This is a genomic window from Rhizobium sp. FKY42 (assembly GCF_005222835.1).
Lineage (GTDB): Bacteria > Pseudomonadota > Alphaproteobacteria > Rhizobiales > Rhizobiaceae > Neorhizobium.
On record NZ_STGA01000015.1, the window covers coordinates 47,936 to 66,133 of the forward strand.

18 protein-coding genes and 1 pseudogene are annotated in these 18,198 nt (G+C 56.7%); 12 read left to right on the forward strand and 7 right to left on the reverse strand.

The genetic code is table 11. The features are described from left to right. The first annotated feature begins 179 nt into the window (after positions 1-179). The 6 genes from E8M78_RS06895 to E8M78_RS06920 all read left to right on the forward strand — a co-directional run bounded on the left by E8M78_RS06895 (position 180) and on the right by E8M78_RS06920 (position 6,876). The gene (locus E8M78_RS06895; protein ID WP_137134365.1) at positions 180-1,379 is read left to right on the forward strand and encodes a glycosyltransferase family 4 protein; all 1,200 of its coding nucleotides are present in this window, start codon (positions 180-182) and stop codon (positions 1,377-1,379) included. 78 nt (positions 1,380-1,457) lie between these two features. Then, on the forward strand, positions 1,458-2,771 hold the full coding sequence (locus E8M78_RS06900) for a DUF4038 domain-containing protein (RefSeq protein ID WP_246658248.1): 1,314 nt from the start codon (positions 1,458-1,460) through the stop codon (positions 2,769-2,771). 356 nt (positions 2,772-3,127) lie between these two features. Beyond that, entirely contained in the window at positions 3,128-4,279 is a 1,152-nt protein-coding gene (locus E8M78_RS06905; protein ID WP_137134367.1) for an MraY family glycosyltransferase, read from the forward strand. 4 nt (positions 4,280-4,283) lie between these two features. Next, the gene (locus tag E8M78_RS06910) at positions 4,284-4,994 is read left to right on the forward strand and encodes a YdcF family protein (RefSeq protein WP_137134368.1); all 711 of its coding nucleotides are present in this window, start codon (positions 4,284-4,286) and stop codon (positions 4,992-4,994) included. Continuing rightward, on the forward strand, positions 4,991-6,268 hold the full coding sequence (locus E8M78_RS06915) for a hypothetical protein (protein WP_170973347.1): 1,278 nt from the start codon (positions 4,991-4,993) through the stop codon (positions 6,266-6,268). The genes E8M78_RS06910 and E8M78_RS06915 overlap by 4 nt, the downstream gene beginning before the upstream one ends. Further along, entirely contained in the window at positions 6,268-6,876 is a 609-nt protein-coding gene (locus tag E8M78_RS06920; RefSeq protein WP_137134369.1) for a putative colanic acid biosynthesis acetyltransferase, read from the forward strand. Before E8M78_RS06915 ends, E8M78_RS06920 begins: the two co-directional genes overlap by 1 nt. Here E8M78_RS06920 and E8M78_RS06925 read toward each other — a convergent pair. The 3 genes from E8M78_RS06925 to E8M78_RS06935 are packed head-to-tail and all read right to left on the reverse strand — an operon-like array spanning position 6,858 to position 10,560. After that, a complete protein-coding gene (locus tag E8M78_RS06925; protein WP_137134370.1) occupies positions 6,858-8,015 on the reverse strand; it encodes a glycosyltransferase in 1,158 nt (385 codons plus the stop codon). The genes E8M78_RS06920 and E8M78_RS06925 overlap by 19 nt on opposite strands. Beyond that, a complete protein-coding gene (locus E8M78_RS06930) occupies positions 8,015-9,307 on the reverse strand; it encodes a glycosyltransferase family 4 protein (RefSeq protein WP_137134371.1) in 1,293 nt (430 codons plus the stop codon). Before E8M78_RS06930 ends, E8M78_RS06925 begins: the two co-directional genes overlap by 1 nt. Then, positions 9,307-10,560, reverse strand: a complete 1,254-nt coding sequence (locus E8M78_RS06935) for a glycosyltransferase family 4 protein (protein WP_170973348.1) — start codon at positions 10,558-10,560, stop codon at positions 9,307-9,309. Before E8M78_RS06935 ends, E8M78_RS06930 begins: the two co-directional genes overlap by 1 nt. Before the next feature lie 377 nt (positions 10,561-10,937). On the opposite strand from E8M78_RS06935, the gene E8M78_RS06940 reads away from it, so the two are divergent. Both E8M78_RS06940 and E8M78_RS23765 read left to right on the forward strand, forming a co-directional pair. Next, positions 10,938-11,213 carry a hypothetical protein gene (locus E8M78_RS06940; RefSeq protein WP_137134372.1) on the forward strand — a complete coding sequence of 92 codons (276 nt, stop codon included), beginning with the start codon at positions 10,938-10,940 and terminating at the stop codon, positions 11,211-11,213. A gap of 86 nt (positions 11,214-11,299) precedes the next feature. After that, positions 11,300-12,088 (forward strand): hypothetical protein, encoded by a 789-nt coding sequence (locus E8M78_RS23765; protein WP_246658249.1) that lies wholly within the window; start codon positions 11,300-11,302, stop codon positions 12,086-12,088. Positions 12,089-12,214: 126 nt separating this feature from the next. On the opposite strand, the gene E8M78_RS06950 is transcribed toward E8M78_RS23765, so the two are convergent. Beyond that, entirely contained in the window at positions 12,215-13,198 is a 984-nt protein-coding gene (locus tag E8M78_RS06950; protein ID WP_246658250.1) for a reverse transcriptase domain-containing protein, read from the reverse strand. A 658-nt stretch (positions 13,199-13,856) separates the two neighbouring features. On the opposite strand from E8M78_RS06950, the gene E8M78_RS06955 reads away from it, so the two are divergent. The 4 genes from E8M78_RS06955 to E8M78_RS06970 all read left to right on the forward strand — a co-directional run bounded on the left by E8M78_RS06955 (position 13,857) and on the right by E8M78_RS06970 (position 16,157). After that, positions 13,857-14,267, forward strand: a complete 411-nt coding sequence (locus E8M78_RS06955; RefSeq protein ID WP_281405057.1) for a transposase — start codon at positions 13,857-13,859, stop codon at positions 14,265-14,267. Positions 14,268-14,363: 96 nt separating this feature from the next. Further along, the gene (locus E8M78_RS06960; protein WP_137134373.1) at positions 14,364-14,603 is read left to right on the forward strand and encodes a type II toxin-antitoxin system prevent-host-death family antitoxin; all 240 of its coding nucleotides are present in this window, start codon (positions 14,364-14,366) and stop codon (positions 14,601-14,603) included. Next, positions 14,603-15,022 (forward strand): type II toxin-antitoxin system VapC family toxin, encoded by a 420-nt coding sequence (locus tag E8M78_RS06965; RefSeq protein WP_137134382.1) that lies wholly within the window; start codon positions 14,603-14,605, stop codon positions 15,020-15,022. Before E8M78_RS06960 ends, E8M78_RS06965 begins: the two co-directional genes overlap by 1 nt. After that, complete coding sequence (locus E8M78_RS06970) at positions 15,012-16,157, forward strand: site-specific integrase (protein WP_137134374.1); 1,146 nt, start codon at positions 15,012-15,014, stop codon at positions 16,155-16,157. The genes E8M78_RS06965 and E8M78_RS06970 overlap by 11 nt, the downstream gene beginning before the upstream one ends. Positions 16,158-16,274: 117 nt before the next feature. On the opposite strand, the pseudogene E8M78_RS23770 reads toward E8M78_RS06970, so the two are convergent. The 3 genes and pseudogenes from E8M78_RS23770 to E8M78_RS23530 all read right to left on the reverse strand — a co-directional run. Beyond that, positions 16,275-16,431, reverse strand: a pseudogene (locus E8M78_RS23770) (IS6 family transposase); the annotation flags it as partial. A gap of 123 nt (positions 16,432-16,554) precedes the next feature. Then, the gene (locus E8M78_RS06980) at positions 16,555-17,397 is read right to left on the reverse strand and encodes a hypothetical protein (protein ID WP_137134375.1); all 843 of its coding nucleotides are present in this window, start codon (positions 17,395-17,397) and stop codon (positions 16,555-16,557) included. A gap of 517 nt (positions 17,398-17,914) precedes the next feature. Next, a partial coding sequence (locus E8M78_RS23530) for a hypothetical protein (RefSeq protein ID WP_205910228.1) occupies positions 17,915-18,198 on the reverse strand: 284 nt, incomplete at its 5' end.

The window sequence follows — 18,198 nt, forward strand, 5'->3', positions numbered from 1 at the left end:
CACGACCATCGCGCCTTATGGCGCTTTTGTTACCTCGTCCGGCAGCAAATCAGCCCTGGCATCCACCGAAGGATGCATGCCGCCACCCATGTTTGCAGCTATCCTGGGGTTCTTCAGCTTTTAGTATTCAGTGCAATCGTTCGTGCGCGCCGCGATCACTCCGGAAGAGGTTTTGACCGATGAAACTTGCCTATTTCGTTCTTCCGCATGTCGGCGGCACCTTTTCCGTCTTCAAAAGCCTCCGCGCCGGACTTGCGCCCTATGGTCATGAGGTTCGATGGTTCGGTGCATGTGAAGAAGGATACGAAATACCGGTGACGATGCAGGATGAGGTACCGACTGGCGATCTGCTGACGTTACCCGTGGGGCTGGGCGAGAGAGCTTGCGCCGTTAGAATGGTGGATGCAATCAGGACACACAATTTCGACGGCGTCATCATCAATGTTCTCGGCGACCGGCTACAGACCAATATTGCGCGATATTTGCCCGAACATATCCTTCGCATCATGGTCGTTCACAACATAACGCCTGGAACTTATGCCGCAGCAAGGTCGATACGGGACTATACGCATACGACAATCGGAGTGTCGGAGCGCTGTCGAATGGATCTTGTCGAACGATACGGCTTTCCTGCAGGAAACACGCATGTCATCGAGAATGCGGTGGATACGGAGGCGTTCAAGGAGCGCGTCCCGGACCGGGAAAAGAACCCATCCGAATTGCGCGTCTTGTATGTGGGAAGAATTGAGGATGCGTCAAAAGGCGTCCTGTGGCTTAGGGAAATTCTCGATGCGTTGCCAACAAAAATCAAGTTGACCATCGTTGGCAATGGTCCCGACATGGCCAAGCTTAAACGGCGGCTGTCGGGATACTGGAAGCAGGTAGACTATCTTGGTGCGGTCTCGCCATTGCAGATTCCGACCATCATGGCCAATCATGACGTGCTCATCATGCCGTCGCGCTATGAAGGTTTGCCCATGACCCTGATCGAAGCGATGGCGGCAGGATGCGTCCCAGTCGTTTCCCGTATCAGAGGCGTTACCGATACAGTAGTCGACCATGAAACGACAGGCTTTCTATTCCCGGTAGGCAACTACACGGCTGCGGCCTCCGCGATCGCCATGCTTGACGGCAACAGGGATATGCTGGACCGCATATCGCTCTGCGCTCGAAGGATTGTTCCTGAACGTTTCGGTATCGAGACCATGGCCAGGCGATATCACGAGATAATAAGTACGGCTGCAGCAGAAAGAGGGGGCGTGACGCCACCGCTTGACATAGACAGTTGGACCATACCTGCGGGGCTGCGTCCCGGTTTGCGAACCTATGTGCCGCTACCGCTCAAGAACTGGCTTCGCGTTGTCCGCGAAAGACTTTAACCGATGCCGATTGTATCGATCGGATCCTACCAGCATCCGAGGCTTCTTCTGATGAGATGCCACTGCGGCATTGTCTGTTTGGCCTCTATCGTGTGGCTGCTGTCGATCTTTCCATCCATGGCTCAGGATGCCGTTTTCCCATTGTCCATGCCACCTCAGGGCAGCTATCTCCAAGATAGCCGGGGCCACCCGTTCCTGCTCATAGGAGACAGCGCATGGTCGATGATCGCCGACCTGTCTCTTGAAGATGCCGAGCATTACCTCGACACGCGAAAGCGTCAGGGTTTCAATACTATCCTTGTCTCGCTCCTCGAACACAAATTCGCAAGGAATGCGCCCGCCAACCACTATGGAGAGGTTCCGTTCAATGGCATGGCTTTCGCCCAGCCAAACGATGCTTACTTCGATCGTGCTGCACGTTTCATCGAAGCGGCTGCACGTCAAGACATGTTGGTCCTTCTCTGCCCCGCATATCTGGGGGCCAATGGAGGGTCAGAAGGTTGGTACGAGGAGATGGTTGCTGCGGGAACCGACAGGCTCAGTGCCTATGGACAATATGTCGGGGCGCGTCTCGGAAAATTCCCAAACCTGATCTGGGTACAGGGCGGAGATTACGATCCTCCGGACAGGACCCTCGTGAATGCGGTGGCCAAGGGTATCGCAAGTGTCGCTCCGGGTGCCGTTCAAACCGTTCATGCCAATAGGGATACGACCACCCATGCGTACTGGCAGGCGGCAAGCTGGCTGGATATCGATACCGTCTATACCTATGGCGATGCGGCAGGCTCCACGATTGCACGATACCGGGCCGGACCGCACCGGCCGTTTTTCCTCATCGAGGCTAAGTATGAGGGAGAAAATGGCGCAGATGAAAGCGATATACGGCTTGCAGCTTATGGTGCGCTTCTCTCAGGTGCGGGCGGCCAGATATTTGGAAACAATCCCGTATGGCATTTCTCCGGCAAGGGCATTTTCCATTCGTCCGTAACTTGGAAGCAAGCTCTTTACAGCGAGGGAGCGCGCAGCATCAGCATCCTTGCCGGCCTATTCAAACAGCTTGAATGGTGGAAGCTGCAGCCAGATCAGGGGGTCTTGGTGAAAGCCACAACGGGAGCAAAAGGCGCGATTTTTGCCGCACGCGATATAGATGGAAGGTTTGCCGTTATTTATGCCCGCGGCATCGACAGAGTTACGCTTGATCTCAGTTTACTCCCGGATGGAACAAAACGATTACTGTGGATCGATCCCTCCAACGGTTCTTCCCTATCTGAATTTGAACACCTTGATGGATCCTCAACTCCGACAGTAGGCACCCCCCATCAGTCAAACGGTTCCGGCTTTCACGATTGGATCGGCATATTCACAAATGCTGAGGCGTCTGGCTTCGAATAGGCAAACTACAAAACTGTGACGCGTCAGATCATTTCTAACTCAATTGATGCACATCCTACCGCTTTTGGATTCCCGGTCGCCATAGGTTGAAGGCGGGCGGCCTCTAATCTCCACTCCCTGATCCGATGGTGGAGGACCAACACTCATTGGTGCTCATACCCATCAGCATAGAGGTCTCATAGGATCTGGTTGAGAGTTGCGATCGGCTCTGGGTCACCACCATCACTCTAAGAACTGAGCCTCTGCCTGCGCAGCACGAACGGCTTTCGACTATTCAATGCGGAAGGAAAAAGGCAGAGCCTCGCTACCTCCCTCCTCTCCCGCCCAATGCCCGAATTGAGAAAAGGAGGACAGTTATGCCTGCATTGTTCATCAATACCATTGTGACATTTGTCCTGAGCGTAGCACTTGTTTTGATTCTCCGTCGTCTGGTTGTCGCCATCCAGCTTGTCGATCTGCCCGATTCCAAGAGGAAGCGGCATAGCGGCGCTGTTCCTCTATGCGGTGGCATTGCCATATTCGCGGCATTCGCCATCGTTTCCGTGGCGACTGTGCAGACGGACACATTGGGCTTCAGCTTCTGGTTTTCACTGATGGTCATTCTCCTGATGGGAGTCATCGATGATCGCCGTCCACTTCCTGTTGCTGTACGGTTCGTGATGCAGCTGGTCATGGCCGTTGCACTCGTGAGCAGCACGAATATCGGCTCACTTTCCATCGGAGCGTTGTTTTTCCAAAATCCCCATATCTTTCTTCCGTTGTTCCTGTTTGTCGGTGTTCTGTTCGTCACCGGCCTCCTGAACGCCTGGAACATGCTTGACGGGGTCGACGGACTTGCCGGCGGAACTGCACTCGTTGCATTGATCTGGCTGATGTTGATCGCGAATTTGGCGGGAATGACGCGGCTCGTAGCGCCGCTGGAGACGCTGGCGGCGTGCCTGTGCGCATTCCTTGTTTTCAATATGCGCAGCCCATGGCAGGTGCGTGCAAGCGTGTTTTTAGGCGATGCCGGAAGTACCGCTCTGGGCGCGACGATTGGCTACATCATTCTGCTTCTGGCCACAGGGAGCATGGCAGTTGCATTCCCGGCTCTGATATGGGTGGTGATCCTCCCGGTCGCGGATACCATGAGTTTGATCGTCCGCCGCCTTATGGCCGGTCGCAGCCCGATGTCTGCCGATCGCTGGCACATTCATCATCTCTTGATGGATTATGGCCTGAGCGCCACCGCAACAACAAATGCTCTTATGATCGTCTCCGCCATTTGCGGGGCCATCGGCTATTTCGGAATTCGCGCAAATATCGCGAGCGAGCTGATGGCAATAGGTCTTGTCGTTCCAATTGGTCTGCACACTCTTTTGGTCTTGGCGGCGGACGGCAATCTATCGAAACTCGGGGTGCACAAGGGCGCTTTTCGCCCTTTGGCCGATCATCGCAGTGACAAACAATCCACTTCAGAGGCGATCTTGTCGCCACGCGTCACCATTCCACCTCTGGCCGGAGAATGAGGCGATGGACAAGCGAGAACCTTTGGGACACCGCGGCATCGGAACCGAAAGCGTGAAAAGACGATCCGGACCATCGAGACTGAACCGTAGCTTACGGCTGGCGGGCAGTACGCTTCTTTATCTGGCAGTCACCGCCATCGCTTGCACGGGTTTATACGGTTTAGCGTTGGTTTCTGCCGAGACGTTTCTGGTGGAGCGGGATGAGCCGATTGATGCCGACATAATCGTAGTGCTCGGCGGGGACGGCCCGCCGCGCGTTGAGCAGGCCGCAGCTCTGTGGCACCACGGAAAGGCGGCGTTCGTTCTTGTGACAGGGTATAACGAGTGCGAGTATCTGCGGCAGGCATTGGTTGCGGCAGGCGTCGAGACGCGGGCGATCGTCACAGAATGCCGCTCAAAGACGACATGGGATAATGCAACGCTATCGCAGCCAATCCTGGACGACCTCAGGGTCAACCGCGCAATCCTCGTCACCAGTTGGTATCATTCCAAGCGGGCAGTGAAACGGTTCCGCTCCGTCATTCCGTCCATTCAGTGGGTCTCAGTGCCAGCGGAGACTACGAAACCTTACTGGGTTCTGGCCCTTGACGTCGATGGACCACAAATCTTCAAGGAATATGTAAAGTCAATTGCCTACGATCTGCGCACCAGCCTTTTCGGAGTGGGTGCAGCGTTGCCGCGCAAAGCAGCAGCCAAGACAAGCAGGCTGCCATGAACACTTTTCTGGCGATCTGCCTTCTGCTGACGACCCTGTTACTGCTGGGATGGGGAATGCTGCGGCAGGAGAGAATCTACGAATTTCCTTTTTTGACGGGCGTCATCACGTTCAGCTTCATCTTGCCACAGGCACCGGGCCTGGCATCGGAAAGCTTTCTACCCGCCGGAGCCTTTGCCAGAACGATAGTGTTCATGATGCTCTGCCTTTTCATGTGCTGGTGGGGATGGAACAGCAAAGCAAAACCGATATCTTTCTTTCGCATCGATTTCGACGAGGGTCGCTTGTTACTGGTGGCCGCCCTTCTTTCCGTTGCCGGGGCCTATTTCTACTACGAGCTAAGTAGGTTGCCCGGTGAACTGACTATTGCTGTCCAGATGACCGGTGTTCCGGTTGTGTATATCTTCTTTTCGCGCCTGCTCAGCTACGGGCTGGCGATTTCAGTGCTATGCATAGCCCGCCGCTTCTCCTGGTGGGCCATCGCCATCGTCACCTTCGACCTCGTCTTTTATCTTGATCGCATCATCGTCACAGGCAAGCGCGCGGAAGCTATCGAACTAATCATAATTTTTGCGCTCTCCTGCTGGTTCTATCGCCGCAAGGCCATTCCGCGCCTGCTGGTTCTCGCTGCCGTTCTGCTTGGCACGCTTTCCATGAACAGTATGGGCGACTACCGCGCCATCACCAAGGCCAACGCCGCCCCCTTGTGGGAGGAGATCCGGCAAATCGATTTCCTCGGAAATCTTTCCAAGGTACTGACTGATGGCGGAGACGAGATGCGTAATGCCATCTTCAGGATGCAAAATACCGCGACGACGCTACAATTCGATTTCGGCAAGTTTCATTGGAACCGGCTTGTCTTCAACTTCGTCCCGGCACAATTGGTCGGCGCGGATATAAAGCAATCCTTCATGCTTCCCGTTCCCAGCATGCCACGGGACTACGACCCGATTATCGGGACGACTGAAACCGGTATGGCAGACGCCTTTCAGTCATTCTGGTATTTCGGTGCGCTGAAATTCTATCTTCTGGCCTATCTTGTGCGGCGTATCTGGGTCACGGCGAACCAGGGAGAGTTTGCCGCACAATTCACTTATGTGCTCTCGATCATCCCCGCAATGCATGCAATCTCGCATCAGACCGATTGGGTGCTGATGGTATGGGTGCACATGCTGATGTTTGCGGCTCCGGCCCTGCTGCTGGCGGTCATCCCGGCGGAAGCAGGCAACCGGCGTCAGACAACTGCTCTCGATCCTGCGACAGGTGGCTATTAATGCTCTCACGTTACAAAGATCCCGCCTTCAGCCATTCCACCACCACGCTGCCCCGTTTTGGCGGACCTACATTTGCGCTGAGATTTCGCCTGAAGCGCTTGATCTGGATGGTAACCTGGAAGCTGTTTGCGGTCTGGACGCCACCATTCTTCAGGCCTTGGCGCAATTATCTTCTGCGACTGTTCGGCGCCGATATCCATTCGACTGCCATGGTGCATGCAAAGGCCGTCATCTGGTGGCCGGGCCATCTCGTCATGCAGCGCTATTCATCGATCGGGCCAGGCGTGATCTGTTATTGCGTCGATACGGTTACTATTGCCGAATTCGCGACCGTCTCTCAACGGGCGCATCTGTGTACCGGCTCGCACGATGTCCAGGATAGCGCCTTTCCGTTATTGACCAAGCCGATTGAAATTGCCGCCAACGCCTGGGTCGCGGCGGAGGCCTTCGTCGGGCCGGGCGTCGTTGTGGGAGAAGGAGCGGTGCTCGGCGCGCGAGGCGTAACTGCCAAGTCTCTGAGGCCATGGACGATATACGTGGGGAACCCTGCCAAACCGGTAGGTCGCCGCCGCGAGGAGGCCGCAGCCTCCTATGCGCTGAGGCGGTAGCCTCGAAGCGTGGCATCGGCAATGGCGGGCCAGGTGTAGTTTTCCAGGATGAGCCTGCGGCCATTGCTGCCCATCGATTTGGCCTGCATCGCGTTGTTCAGCATAACTGCCAGCGCCTTTGCCACTTCGGCAGGTTCCAGGGAAACAATGAGGCCTGCATTGGCAGAACCAACTTCAGGGAAATGGCGCTGGTCCGTGATCACAACCGGCGTGCCGCAAGCAAGCGCTTCGGTTATCGCCATGCTGAAACCTTCCTGTCGGCTCGGCAGGCAAAAGCAATTCGCATCCACCATCGCCCTGATCTTCATCTCGCCATAGATCGGCCCGACCAGATGAACCCGATGATCGATATCCAGCTTCTCTATCAGATCCATGATGTCACCTTCCGCCCCGCCATCTGGACCGGCTATCACCAGATCAATGTTGGGAAAGGAGTCACAGATTGCAGCAAAAGCCATGGCCAGAATATCCGGCCCCTTCTTGATGTGCAGACGGGACAGAAACAAAATGTAGCCCCGCTCAGGAGGAAGGCACATCGCCTTCTTGAAAAGACCTTCTTCGGGCAGAGGGTCGAACTCCTCCTTGAACACTCCATTTGGAATGACAAGTCTTGCAGAACGCAAACCCATCGGCTGAATTGCATTAACTTCGTCTATATTCAGGAGATGCAGGAACGCTGCCTCGTTCAGCATCTTTCTGTGGCAAAGGCGCAAGGCCAGCCACTTTTTCCAGGATTTCTGCTGCAAGCTCCAGTGATCGAGCATGCCCGCAGGGCAGACACAATAGGAAATTCCCTTGGCCTTCGCCAACTTCGATCCATAGACCAGGATCGGCTCCCACACACCATGGATGTGGAGGAAAGACGCTCCCTCCAGCACCTGACGCAGGACCCGCTGACCTTCAATACACAAAAGCCTTTCGATCCTGCCCGGGTCAGGCAGCACATGAAACTGTATTGAGGAAAAGTTGGGAATACCCAGCCCGATCTCCCGAACCTGCCTTTGCACGGCGGGACTGCCATAGCTGACAATATGAACCTGAAGGCCAAGACCGCACTGGGCAGCCGCAATACGCATTGCAACGGCCTGCAGTCCACCATACTTGGGATCGATGGAGGCGATGATATGGACAATCTTCATCAGGGGTAGCGCCTCTCTGGGAAGATCGAAAAGTTCCCGCGGCCGTAGGAAGAGTGATGGGAAGGTGGCAAGGATTCATGATCGGGCAATGCCGCCAGTAGTCGCTTTCCGTACTGCTCCACCGTAAACTCAGCGGCTCTCCTCAGCGCATTGCCCGACATCCACGCGCGCAATCCGTCGTCGGCGGCAAGTTTTGCCACAGCTGCTGCGATCGCACGAGCATCGCCAACAGGGACGATGAAGCCCTCAATGCCATCGCGTACGACGCTTCCGGTATTTTCGGTTGTGATGACTGCCAATCCGGCCGCAAGTGCCTCGAAGACTGCCGTCGCAGAGCCTTCGCAAACCGAGGGCAACAGGAAAACGTCAGCCCAGCGGAACTCGGCTGCCATTTGCGCGCGCGGAATAGTTCCTTTTAGCTGCACTGTTTGGGAGATATGTCTGACAATCTTGTCCGGAATCGCCACTTTTCCGATCATCCTGAAATACCCGGCCACACCTACGATCCTCGCCGCTTCGGCCACATAGGGCGATCCCTTGCGAAGCCCCACTTCTCCAACTGTTAAAATGTGAAGCGGACCAAGCCTGCGCGCGCTGCGGTCTGCAGCGAAGTTTGGATCAACACCGTAGGGCACGAGCACGCAGCGATCTGCATCGCCGCCCTGTGCAATCACATGTGTCCGCACAAACTCCGAGGGGCATATAATGAAATCTGCCAGCGCCCATTCGGCTTTTTCACGGTCAGCAAAGACTTGTGCATAGGGGTTTTTTCGCGATGTTATGGCCCAATCGGGAAATCGCTCTTCCTCTTTCGCAATCAGCATATCCAGCGTATTGCGCGGTGCTATCATCTGTTCAACGGCCGTCCACATCCCCAATTGCCGGGCGGCCTGCATTTGTTCCAGAGCGTCGCCGCTAAAGGCGTAGAGGCCTGCGGCCTCATGAAATCCGTTCTGCGCGACCATTTGCGAGAAGAGAGAGCCAGCCCAGATTGCATGGGCGGTTTCCTCTACAGCGTCTTTCGTCTGCATATGGCGAATGACGGAGCGAAGCCCGAAGTTCGAAAAAACCGTTGTTAGCTTGGATGGCACTCCGGTTGGCCGACGACCGGAAAGACGTTTGACAGGTGCCGGAAACATCATGGACGGAAGGGATGTTACAATTCTTGGCCAGCCTTTTGTCGCGCAAATGTCAGTGTAAAAATGGGCGAGCCTCCCGGCTGAAGCAAATATCCTGGGCACCGCGTAATGCATGCGGGCGCCTAATTGGCTTACCACCACCTTGCCGTTCATCATGCAATCTCCTGCGGCTTGGTTGCTATTGGATTTTGCGCCTCTTGAAGTCTTCCGATCAAGGTGCACCAGGCGTCTGCGGCCTTGTCGCGGGAATATTCGGTGATCTGGAGCAGCCGTGCCGCCTCACCCATTTGAGCGCATGTTTCCGGACTGTCGCGCAATTGCTCGATCATCGTAACAAGCGCATCGACATCGCCGATTGCAACGCTCTCGCCGCATCTCTTGGCACGAAGAACGCGGGGCACTTCCCCGTCGAGATCGCCGATGAATATGGTTGGGCGCCCTGCTGCAAGAATGCCGTAGAATTTGCTGGGAATTATGCAGTGCTCCAGCTCTGGCAACAGTGAAATGAGATGGACATCTGCTACGCTCAGGCTTTCGGCCAGGCTCGAAACAGGTTGCAGAGGCTTGAAGATAACGTTGTCGAGTTCGAGTAAGCGAACGCGCTCCATAACCGAGGCGTGCTTATGTCCCCCTCCGATCAAAAGAAAGCGGATGTCACTGCGGTGCTTCAAACGTGCAGCCGCTGCAATCATGGTCTCAAAGTCATGAGCTCTGCCGAAATTGCCCGAGTAGCCGATCACGAAGCTATCATGGAGGCCCCAATCGGACCGCAGCTTGTTGCTACAGGCAGCCACCGGATAGATCTCTTCGCCATCAGACCAGTGATGCATGACCGCAAGCCGGGCGCGCGCTCCCCCACGATGGCGAAGGTAGTCAGCCATCTTCCCGGTCGGGCAGACAGTTATCCCCGGCGCTGCAAGCGACCAGTCGCGCATCCTTGACAACACCCGACTAAATCTCGGCCAGCGTCCGAAAAAGCCCAGCTCGGTTGCTGTCTCCGGAAAAAGATCCATGATCCAATTGACCATGACTGCCTTCCTCAGCCTGATTGCAATATTGCAACTGACGGACAGCAAAGGCGGATCCGTACACACAACCACAATGTCGGACGCTGAAACATTCCGGAGTAACCAGAAAAACGCCAGTATGTGAAACAGAACGCTATCGATACCACGGCGCACCAAGCCTCGCCGACCGTGACCAGCGCTCGCCAGCCTGTTTACGCGCACTCCATTGATTGCTCTGAATGGCGGCAGGAAGTGGCCATCCTCGTTATGAATTCCGCGGCTGGCGAGTGCGACGACCTGAAAGCCTCGCTGAGCCAGCGAAAATCCGATGGAAGAAATCACCCGGCTTGTCGCGGATTGGTCAGGAAAGAAATAACGATTGACCAGGATGATTTTCATGAAGAGACCCCGCAAGCCGTGCCAGATGACGGTGCAGTCTTTGCGAACCCTCCTTGGTCAGCAAGCTAACCTTATGGATAGAGAAACCAATCTCATTTCACCAATACGGTGTCAGGCCCGGTTTTAATTCGGCCATAAGCACGCCTGGCTCATCCAATAGGCTGCTTTCTCCGATGGAATGCAGTGGTAGACGCGCGCATGGCTCCAAGGCAGGATAATGTCTTGATGCGCAGGTCGGCGGGTCTGGGTCGAAAGCCTGGAGGCGTTACGTACACTTACCGCAGTGTCCGTCCGTGCTTTTCAAAGGTGGCCTTTTCCCGATCATTCGGCAGCTGTCTGGGCCTGCAGACAACCATCGTGCCATAAAGGAGAGGAACTTGAACAGTCCCACAATATGCTACCTCAATGTATCGATTACTCAGAGCCATGAATCGAGTATGCAAGAGGCCATCAACAATGGCAGTTACGGCTCCATCAGCGAAATCGTCTATCATGCAATCCAGTTGTGGAAGCAGGATAAAGAAGTTGGACGAGTGGAGATCTCTAGCCTGAAAAAACTGCCCAAAGACGCGTCAAAACCGGGTGGGTTCCAAGACGAAGATCAAGCCGCTATCGTCGCAAGCCTTAAAGCCAACAGCCTGGGTACAAGCTGAGTATGGATTTCGGGCGTGCGCATTGAAGCATTCGATCAAGGACGGCGCAGCCGAGGGCGACGCATGGGCAGGTCACGACGCAGCGAATGACGACGTTGCTCAACGACGTCGGTGTCGAAATCTCCAAACGCCAGGTGGTGCGGTTCCTGACGCAAGGGCTGGATGGCTTTCATGCGGAGGATGCCGCTGTGCTGCATGCCGGCCTGGTTTCGGCGCCCTATGTCACGGTCGACGACACCGGTGCCCGTCATGCCAACCGCAATTTCCATACGACGCATATCGGCGGTGAGCATTTCACCGCCTTTCGCACAGCGCCGGCGAAGTCGCGACTGAACTTTCTGGCCCTTTTGCGCGGCAACTATCAGGACTATGTCCTCAACGATGCCGCTTTTGCGCTGTTGGAAGACCGGCAGGTCGACCCTGCCCTTGCTGCCCGGTTGAACACCCACGAACCGCAGCGGTTTGCCAATCAGGTCCCGTTTCTCCAGCATCTCGCCGAACATGGCATCGACATCTTCGACACGCAGACGCTCCGGCCGTTCGCCGAGGCCGGCATCTGGGGTGCCATCCGCCATCATGGGCTGGTCGGCAACACCGTCATCGTCTCCGACGATGCCGGGCAGTTTCGGGTCGGCACCCACGCGCTGTGCCGAGTAGGTGGGGACGTTACCATCCCCACCCCTCACAGACCCGGACGAGCAGATTTCCCGCATCCGGTTCCTCATAGTAGAGTTTGGCTGACAGTGGCGAACTTATGGACGATCCTAACTGGCGGCAGTGGATGTCGTTTGAGGATCTCGTTGAGACGTGTCCACCGGACTACGCTTTGGCGATCTCGACGCGACAGCCATTTCTGCCATATCCTCACGACCTGATGAGCGAACCATCGCAAACGTCGACCATTGCCACCAACACCATAGTAGGCGAAGTGGCCCCGCAGCATCGAAGAGAGGTGCCGATGCTGATCGCGGATCGACCAATGCCGATTGCGTCGGCACCAGTCACTCACCGCCGCCAGTCCACGAGCAAACCGGCCCTTGGCCGTAATCTGCATCACCATGGCCTTGCCTTTGCGAGACCGTCCCCACACGTGATTCAGGCCGAGAAAGTCGAAGCTGCTGGCGTCCGTTGCCGGATGTCGTGTGCGCTCCGTCTGTCGCGGGCGGAAGTCGACGAGGCGTCGTCTTGTCGGGATGGAGCGTGAGCCCAAACCGTGCAAGGCGCTTGCCCAATACCGCCAAGACCCGTTGGGCATCGACAAGATTGTCGAACGCCATCACAGCGTCGTCAGCGTACCGTGCGAGGGTGCAGCCTCCCCGGAGCCGTGGTCGCACCTCGATCTCGAACCACTCATCCAGCACATGGTGCAGGAAAATGTTCGATAGACAGGGTGAGATCACACCTCCTTGCGGGGAGCCCAGTGTCGTTCGGCGCAGGAGACCGTCTTCGACGGCGCCTGCTCCCAGCCATTTGTCGATCATCCGTCGGATGATACCATCTGTCACTCGCTGGTCGAGGAAAGCCCGGAGTTGAGAGTGCGGGCTCGTGTCGAAGTACCTTCGTATGTCGATATCGACGACCCAGTAGAGCCGCTTACCCCACACTTCGCCCCGCAATGCGTGGAGCGCGTGGTGGGCGGAGCGACCCGGTCGGAAGCCGTATGAGCAGGGGTAGAACTCCTCCTCGTAAATGGCCTCCAGCACCATCGTGACGGCACGTTGCGCCACCTTGTCTTCGAAGGTCGGAATGCCGAGCATCCTTTGTGACCCGTCCGCCTTGGGTATGTATGCTCGCCGGACAGGCGGCGCACGATATCGACCTGACTTGATGCCCCCCAGAAGGTCCAGAAGTCTGGCCTCAAGGTTCACCTCATAATCTGTCGCTGTGACGCCGTCGATCCCGGTGGCACCATCCTTGCGGGTGAGCCGGTAGGCCTCCTTCATCCATTCCAAATCGATGACATGGTGGAGCGAGCACAGTGCCACACCCCGTTTCGTCCTCGCCAGATTGGCTATCCGTTGTCGGTTCGTAGACAGGTTTGTGGGGTTCAGCGTCCCCTCCCATGTTTCAGGTCAACGGTTCTCTACACATGACGCCTCCCTTCGCTCCGGCGGGCCCCGGTGAGCCCAGTTCCCCGACATCGACGCTCTTATGAAGGCGCTACGACTTCCCGCTCACGCAAACCCGCTTCCTTATGGTTTCGGTCACAGGCTCCACATGCTCCTCCGTCGTTCGTGATCGCCAAGGCGCTCCCGAGCTGCGCGGAGGACGCAGCCCAAGCCCGGAACCATGGTCAGCCGGGGTTCCCTGTTCCGGCGTTCTTGCCTGTGGGCGCAAGCGGGATCTCTCAGGTTCCCTGGTCATCCCTCCTATGCCTTTGCCCTGTTCCAAGACCCCGGCCGAGCCGGCAGAATCTCGCCCTAACGATTCTGTCGTTGCTGCCCCCGGGCCCAACAGACCGAAGGCTCTCAGCGACAACATGATTTCGGGGCTAGCCCAAGGCTTCAGCATCCGCTGTCTACGCTTCACGAACGACGTTGCCGTCGCCCATGCAAGACTCGCTTCCGGCTGGCGGGCTGCGCCTTTACCGGGAGGGGGTCGAACCCTCTGGATGACTCCGAAAGGTTTCAGGTTCTACATTCCATTCTCCTTTCCAGGGCTTGCCCTGACGCAAGCTGGGTCCATTCAGAGCGATTGCTGCACAAGCTGATGCCGGCAACGCCGCGTCAGGTAAAGCACGTCGAATCCCTGCGCGAGCTGATCTGGCTCTTTTACAAGCTTCTCAAAGACTATCAGCGACATCCAAGCTCGCGTGCAGCCCGCGCGCTTCAGGTACGGTTCGATCGGATATTCTCGATGCGCACCGGATATGGTGACCTCGACAAGCTCCTGGCTCGCCTGAAGCGCCGCAAGGCCGAGCTGCTCATGGTCCTGGAGCGGCCGGAGATCCCGCTCCACACCAATGCATCCGAGCGAGATCTGCGTGGCTTTGTCATCAAGCGGAAGATTTCCGGAGGCACGGTCAGTCGCAATGGCATAACCACCGATAAGTAACCCTTATCGGAAATGAAATAGCCAGCCCATTGACCAACCCCGAAATCTACCCTACTCTCCGCTGCAAATACCCAAGAATCGCAGCAAGGAATTGCCATGACTGTCACCGTCAAGGTCGCTGAGGCGAAAACGCATCTATCCGAACTGCTGGCCCGTGTCGAAGCTGGCGAAGACTTCATCATCGCCCGCGGCAATGATCCGGTCGCGCGACTGGTCGCCATGGATGAACGGCGTCAGCGTCTGGCCGTGATCGAAGCGGTTCGGGCCCTCCGTGCCCAAGCCAAGCCAGTCACCCACCAGGAAATTCAGGAATGGAAGCAGGAAGGGCGGCGCTGATGGCGTTCGTCGTAGACGCCTCCATCGCTGGCGCTTGGCTGCTGCCGGACGAAGAAAACACAACCGCGGAACAGGCAATGACCGGCATGGTAGAGGAAGACGCGATCGCACCTGATCTGCTTCGCCATGAGGTTCGCAGCATTCTCCTGAGCGCCGAAAAGCGTGAGCGGATCTCCGGTGATTTTGTTCATTCTGCTCTGGCGCGGCTGCGCGCGTTGCCCTTACAGCTTGTCGGCCCTGGCGATGATACTGAGGTGGTACGCTTATCACGGAAATATAGGCTCAGCGCTTATGACGCTGCCTATCTTGCCCTCGCGCTTCTGGAGCAACTTCCACTTGCCACACTTGATCGCCGGTTGGCAGAAGCCGCCCGCGCAGAAGGAGTGACATTGTTTGGACCGGCCGAGCATGAGCATTGATCGCGCAGCAGGGCTCTCCGAGCGCGCAGAGGCACTCGACACCATCGCAGCCGTTCTCCCAATGGAACGCCGCGACGAACTCGCGGAGTTGCTGACGGATCAGGATGTCGAGACACTTCGGCATCTCGTCAATGAGGGCATGGGCGCCAACACGCTCCGGGCGCTCACCTCCGATCTCGCCTATCTGCAGGCTTGGTCGCTCGCTGCAACAGGTAGATCCTTGCCTTGGCCCACACCCGAAGCGCTGCTCTTGAAGTTCGTCGCGCATCATCTCTGGGATCCTGAAAAGCGCAAGATTGACCCGCAGCACGGGATGCCTGATGATGTCGAGCACAAGCTTCGAGTCCAAGGTTTTTTGCGATCGCCCGGCCCACATGCGCCGGATACCGTTCGCCGCCGACTGGCCAGCTGGTCGACGTTGACCAAATGGCGAGGCCTCAATGGCTCTTTCACCTCCCCTGCCCTGAAATCCGCCCTTCGCCTTGCAGTACGGGCGACGCCGCGGCCGAAGAAGCGCAAGAGCGCCAAGGCCGTCACGGGAGATGTGCTGTCCAAGCTAATCGCCACCTGCCAAACCAATAAGCTGCGTGACGTCAGGGACCGGGCCATCCTGATGGTCGCCTTTGCGTCCGGCGGCCGTCGCCGTAGCGAAATCGCCGGACTTCGAAAAGAACAGCTTGCGCGCGAGACGCCGATCCCTGTCGATGGTGGCCCTCCCCTCCTCTCGCTGTCAATTCATCTTGGTCGCACGAAGACCAGCGGCGCTGAAAATGACGAGATCGTCTACCTCACCGGTCGGCCCGTTGAGGCACTCAATGCTTGGCTTGAGGCCGCCAGAATAGACAAGGGCAGCGTGTTCCGGGGGATCGATCGGTGGGGGAATGTTTCCAAGCGGGCGCTTGATCCCAAAGTCATCAACGACATCGTCAAGCAACGTGCGGCAATGGCAGGCCTCGAGCCGGCGGAGTTTTCCGCCCACGGCCTGCGGTCGGGCTATCTGACGGAAGCGGCCAATCGTGGTATCTCACTACCGGAAGCCATGGAGCAGTCACGGCATCGATCCGTCCAGCAGGCCTCGGAATATTACAACAGCGCCACTCGGCGGAGTGGGAGGGCCGCGCGGATGCTGGGTTGAAGTCGCTGACTCGCTGCCAGGCTTTGTTGCGAGAATTCTCATTGGTCGAAGAGAGAGCTTTCTGGGCCTCAGTCACGCGGCGTGAGCTTCTAAGTTCTGGGTGGGGATTGCTATAGTTTAGGTAAGTGCGCTGGGCCCAACTCCGAAGGCTCGTTCACCAATGCGAGCTTCGCCACGAATGTCGCCGGGTGAAAATCGCTACCTGGCCCTTTCGTAGGGCCCGCATCACCTCGAAACCTTTAATCGTCGCATAGGCTGTCTTCAACGTTTTGAACCGGGGCCTTGTCGATGTTGCGCCAATTAAAATGACTCAGCAAAGGTCTCGCAGAAAATCACTGGTGCTCTTCCCGCATGACCGGATGCTTTGTAACAGAGCTGCGGTGCCTCCGTTTCCCTCTCAGCCTTCCAATGTTCGAGGATTTGGCTGGCAGATCATAAAGGCAGACAACAGGAACGCGAATTGATAGGCGATGTCTCTGAGAACATTGACTTTAGCCGAGGAAGCGATCACCACAAACGCATCCCGACGACGCACCACACCCAACCGTTCTGCCTGAGCGAGGATCTTTGTCACATGTGCACGGCTGATGTTGTAAGCCTTGGCCAACGCCTTGCGCGAAAAGAAAACACCGGCACTTGGCCAATTCGCCTCCATGCAAGCGCGCAGAAGATCAAGAAGAATTGGGAAACCCGCGACATGATTTGCGAACAGGCGGCTCTCGCTGCTCCACACCGTCCAGTTGGCGGTCGTCTGCATCATCTGGTTCAAGTTAGCGAGAAACATCGACATTTGTGTTGCGATAGTGGTGAGAAAGTCAGGCATCCTCCACGGATGCGTGACTGTCAGAAAAAGTTCCAACAAGGCGTCTATCGTCGCTTGAAGCCAGCCGGTGATATACCATGGTCGCTTTCGGAGATCGCCCGAAGGCGCCGCTTTTCTTACGGATCCGGCCCATTCCAACCATTCGACCAGAGCCCTGACACGTCGGCTTGACGCCCACTTCAGCCGAACGACCTGGGACTGAACCGACGCCAGATTAAAAGTGCCATCGCCAGTCGCTGCAGCGGCGGTCGCGCTTACCACTATCGAAAATGCGCCAAAATCTCCCATGGCGCGAACAAGCCTGGTCTCAGCCTTGAACATTGCGGGCAATTGGACACAAAGAACAGCCACAGAGTGCATGAAGGCTGAGTGCCGGAGAATTTTCCGCACTAAAACGTCCAATTCCAACTGAACCATAAACGCCCCAACGCAGCACGGATACTCTGCATAAGTTGCCCAAGTCTGGGTTGTCAACCGCCAAACCTTAGAGATGTTGCCACTAACGCAAGAGCTGCTGCTCCTCCGTCGTTCGGGGCCGTCCTACCATCCCGGCGACGGTATCCTTACGCCTTATGACCAGAGGAAAAGCGTGCATTTTGTTGCACTGTCGCTCAACGCCAAAAAACATCACAAACCCTCATAGATTGTGTTAGGTGCCCGACACACCCTAACAAGCAGAGGCTGTAGCTTCTGGATTTGAAAGGTGGCTGCGGCTCGCAATCCTTCGAGCCTAGGACCGTTGCGTTACCGGAATCCGAAGACACTGTCCGCGCTTTGACCGAGAGGTTCAGGCGAACGTTCCCCCTCGCCCAGTGCTGCGGTTCAGAGCCGCAAATTCGACAAGAGGTTCAAAATGAATATCCGCTTAACCAAACTGCTGACTTCTGCATGCCTCACAATGACCTTTGCAGCAAGTCCTCTCCTCCCCGCGACCCTATCGGCAAACCCAATCACACCGCGGCAGATTGAGGAGGGCGAGCTCCACGACTTCAAGCAAAACCTGCAGCTGGCCATCGAAGCGCGCGATACGCTCGACCGACACGAGCGTTGCCTTGGCGACTATGTCGCGAGACTTCAGGCCGTCACGACAGATCAGGAGCGAGCGCTGGGGGATGCCATCCAACGACAGCGCGACAGTGAGGCGGACGGGCTCTGTTGCAAAAAATTGACTGATCGGCGACAGAGCGCTGGTGATTTTCTGCGAGACTTTTGATGAGC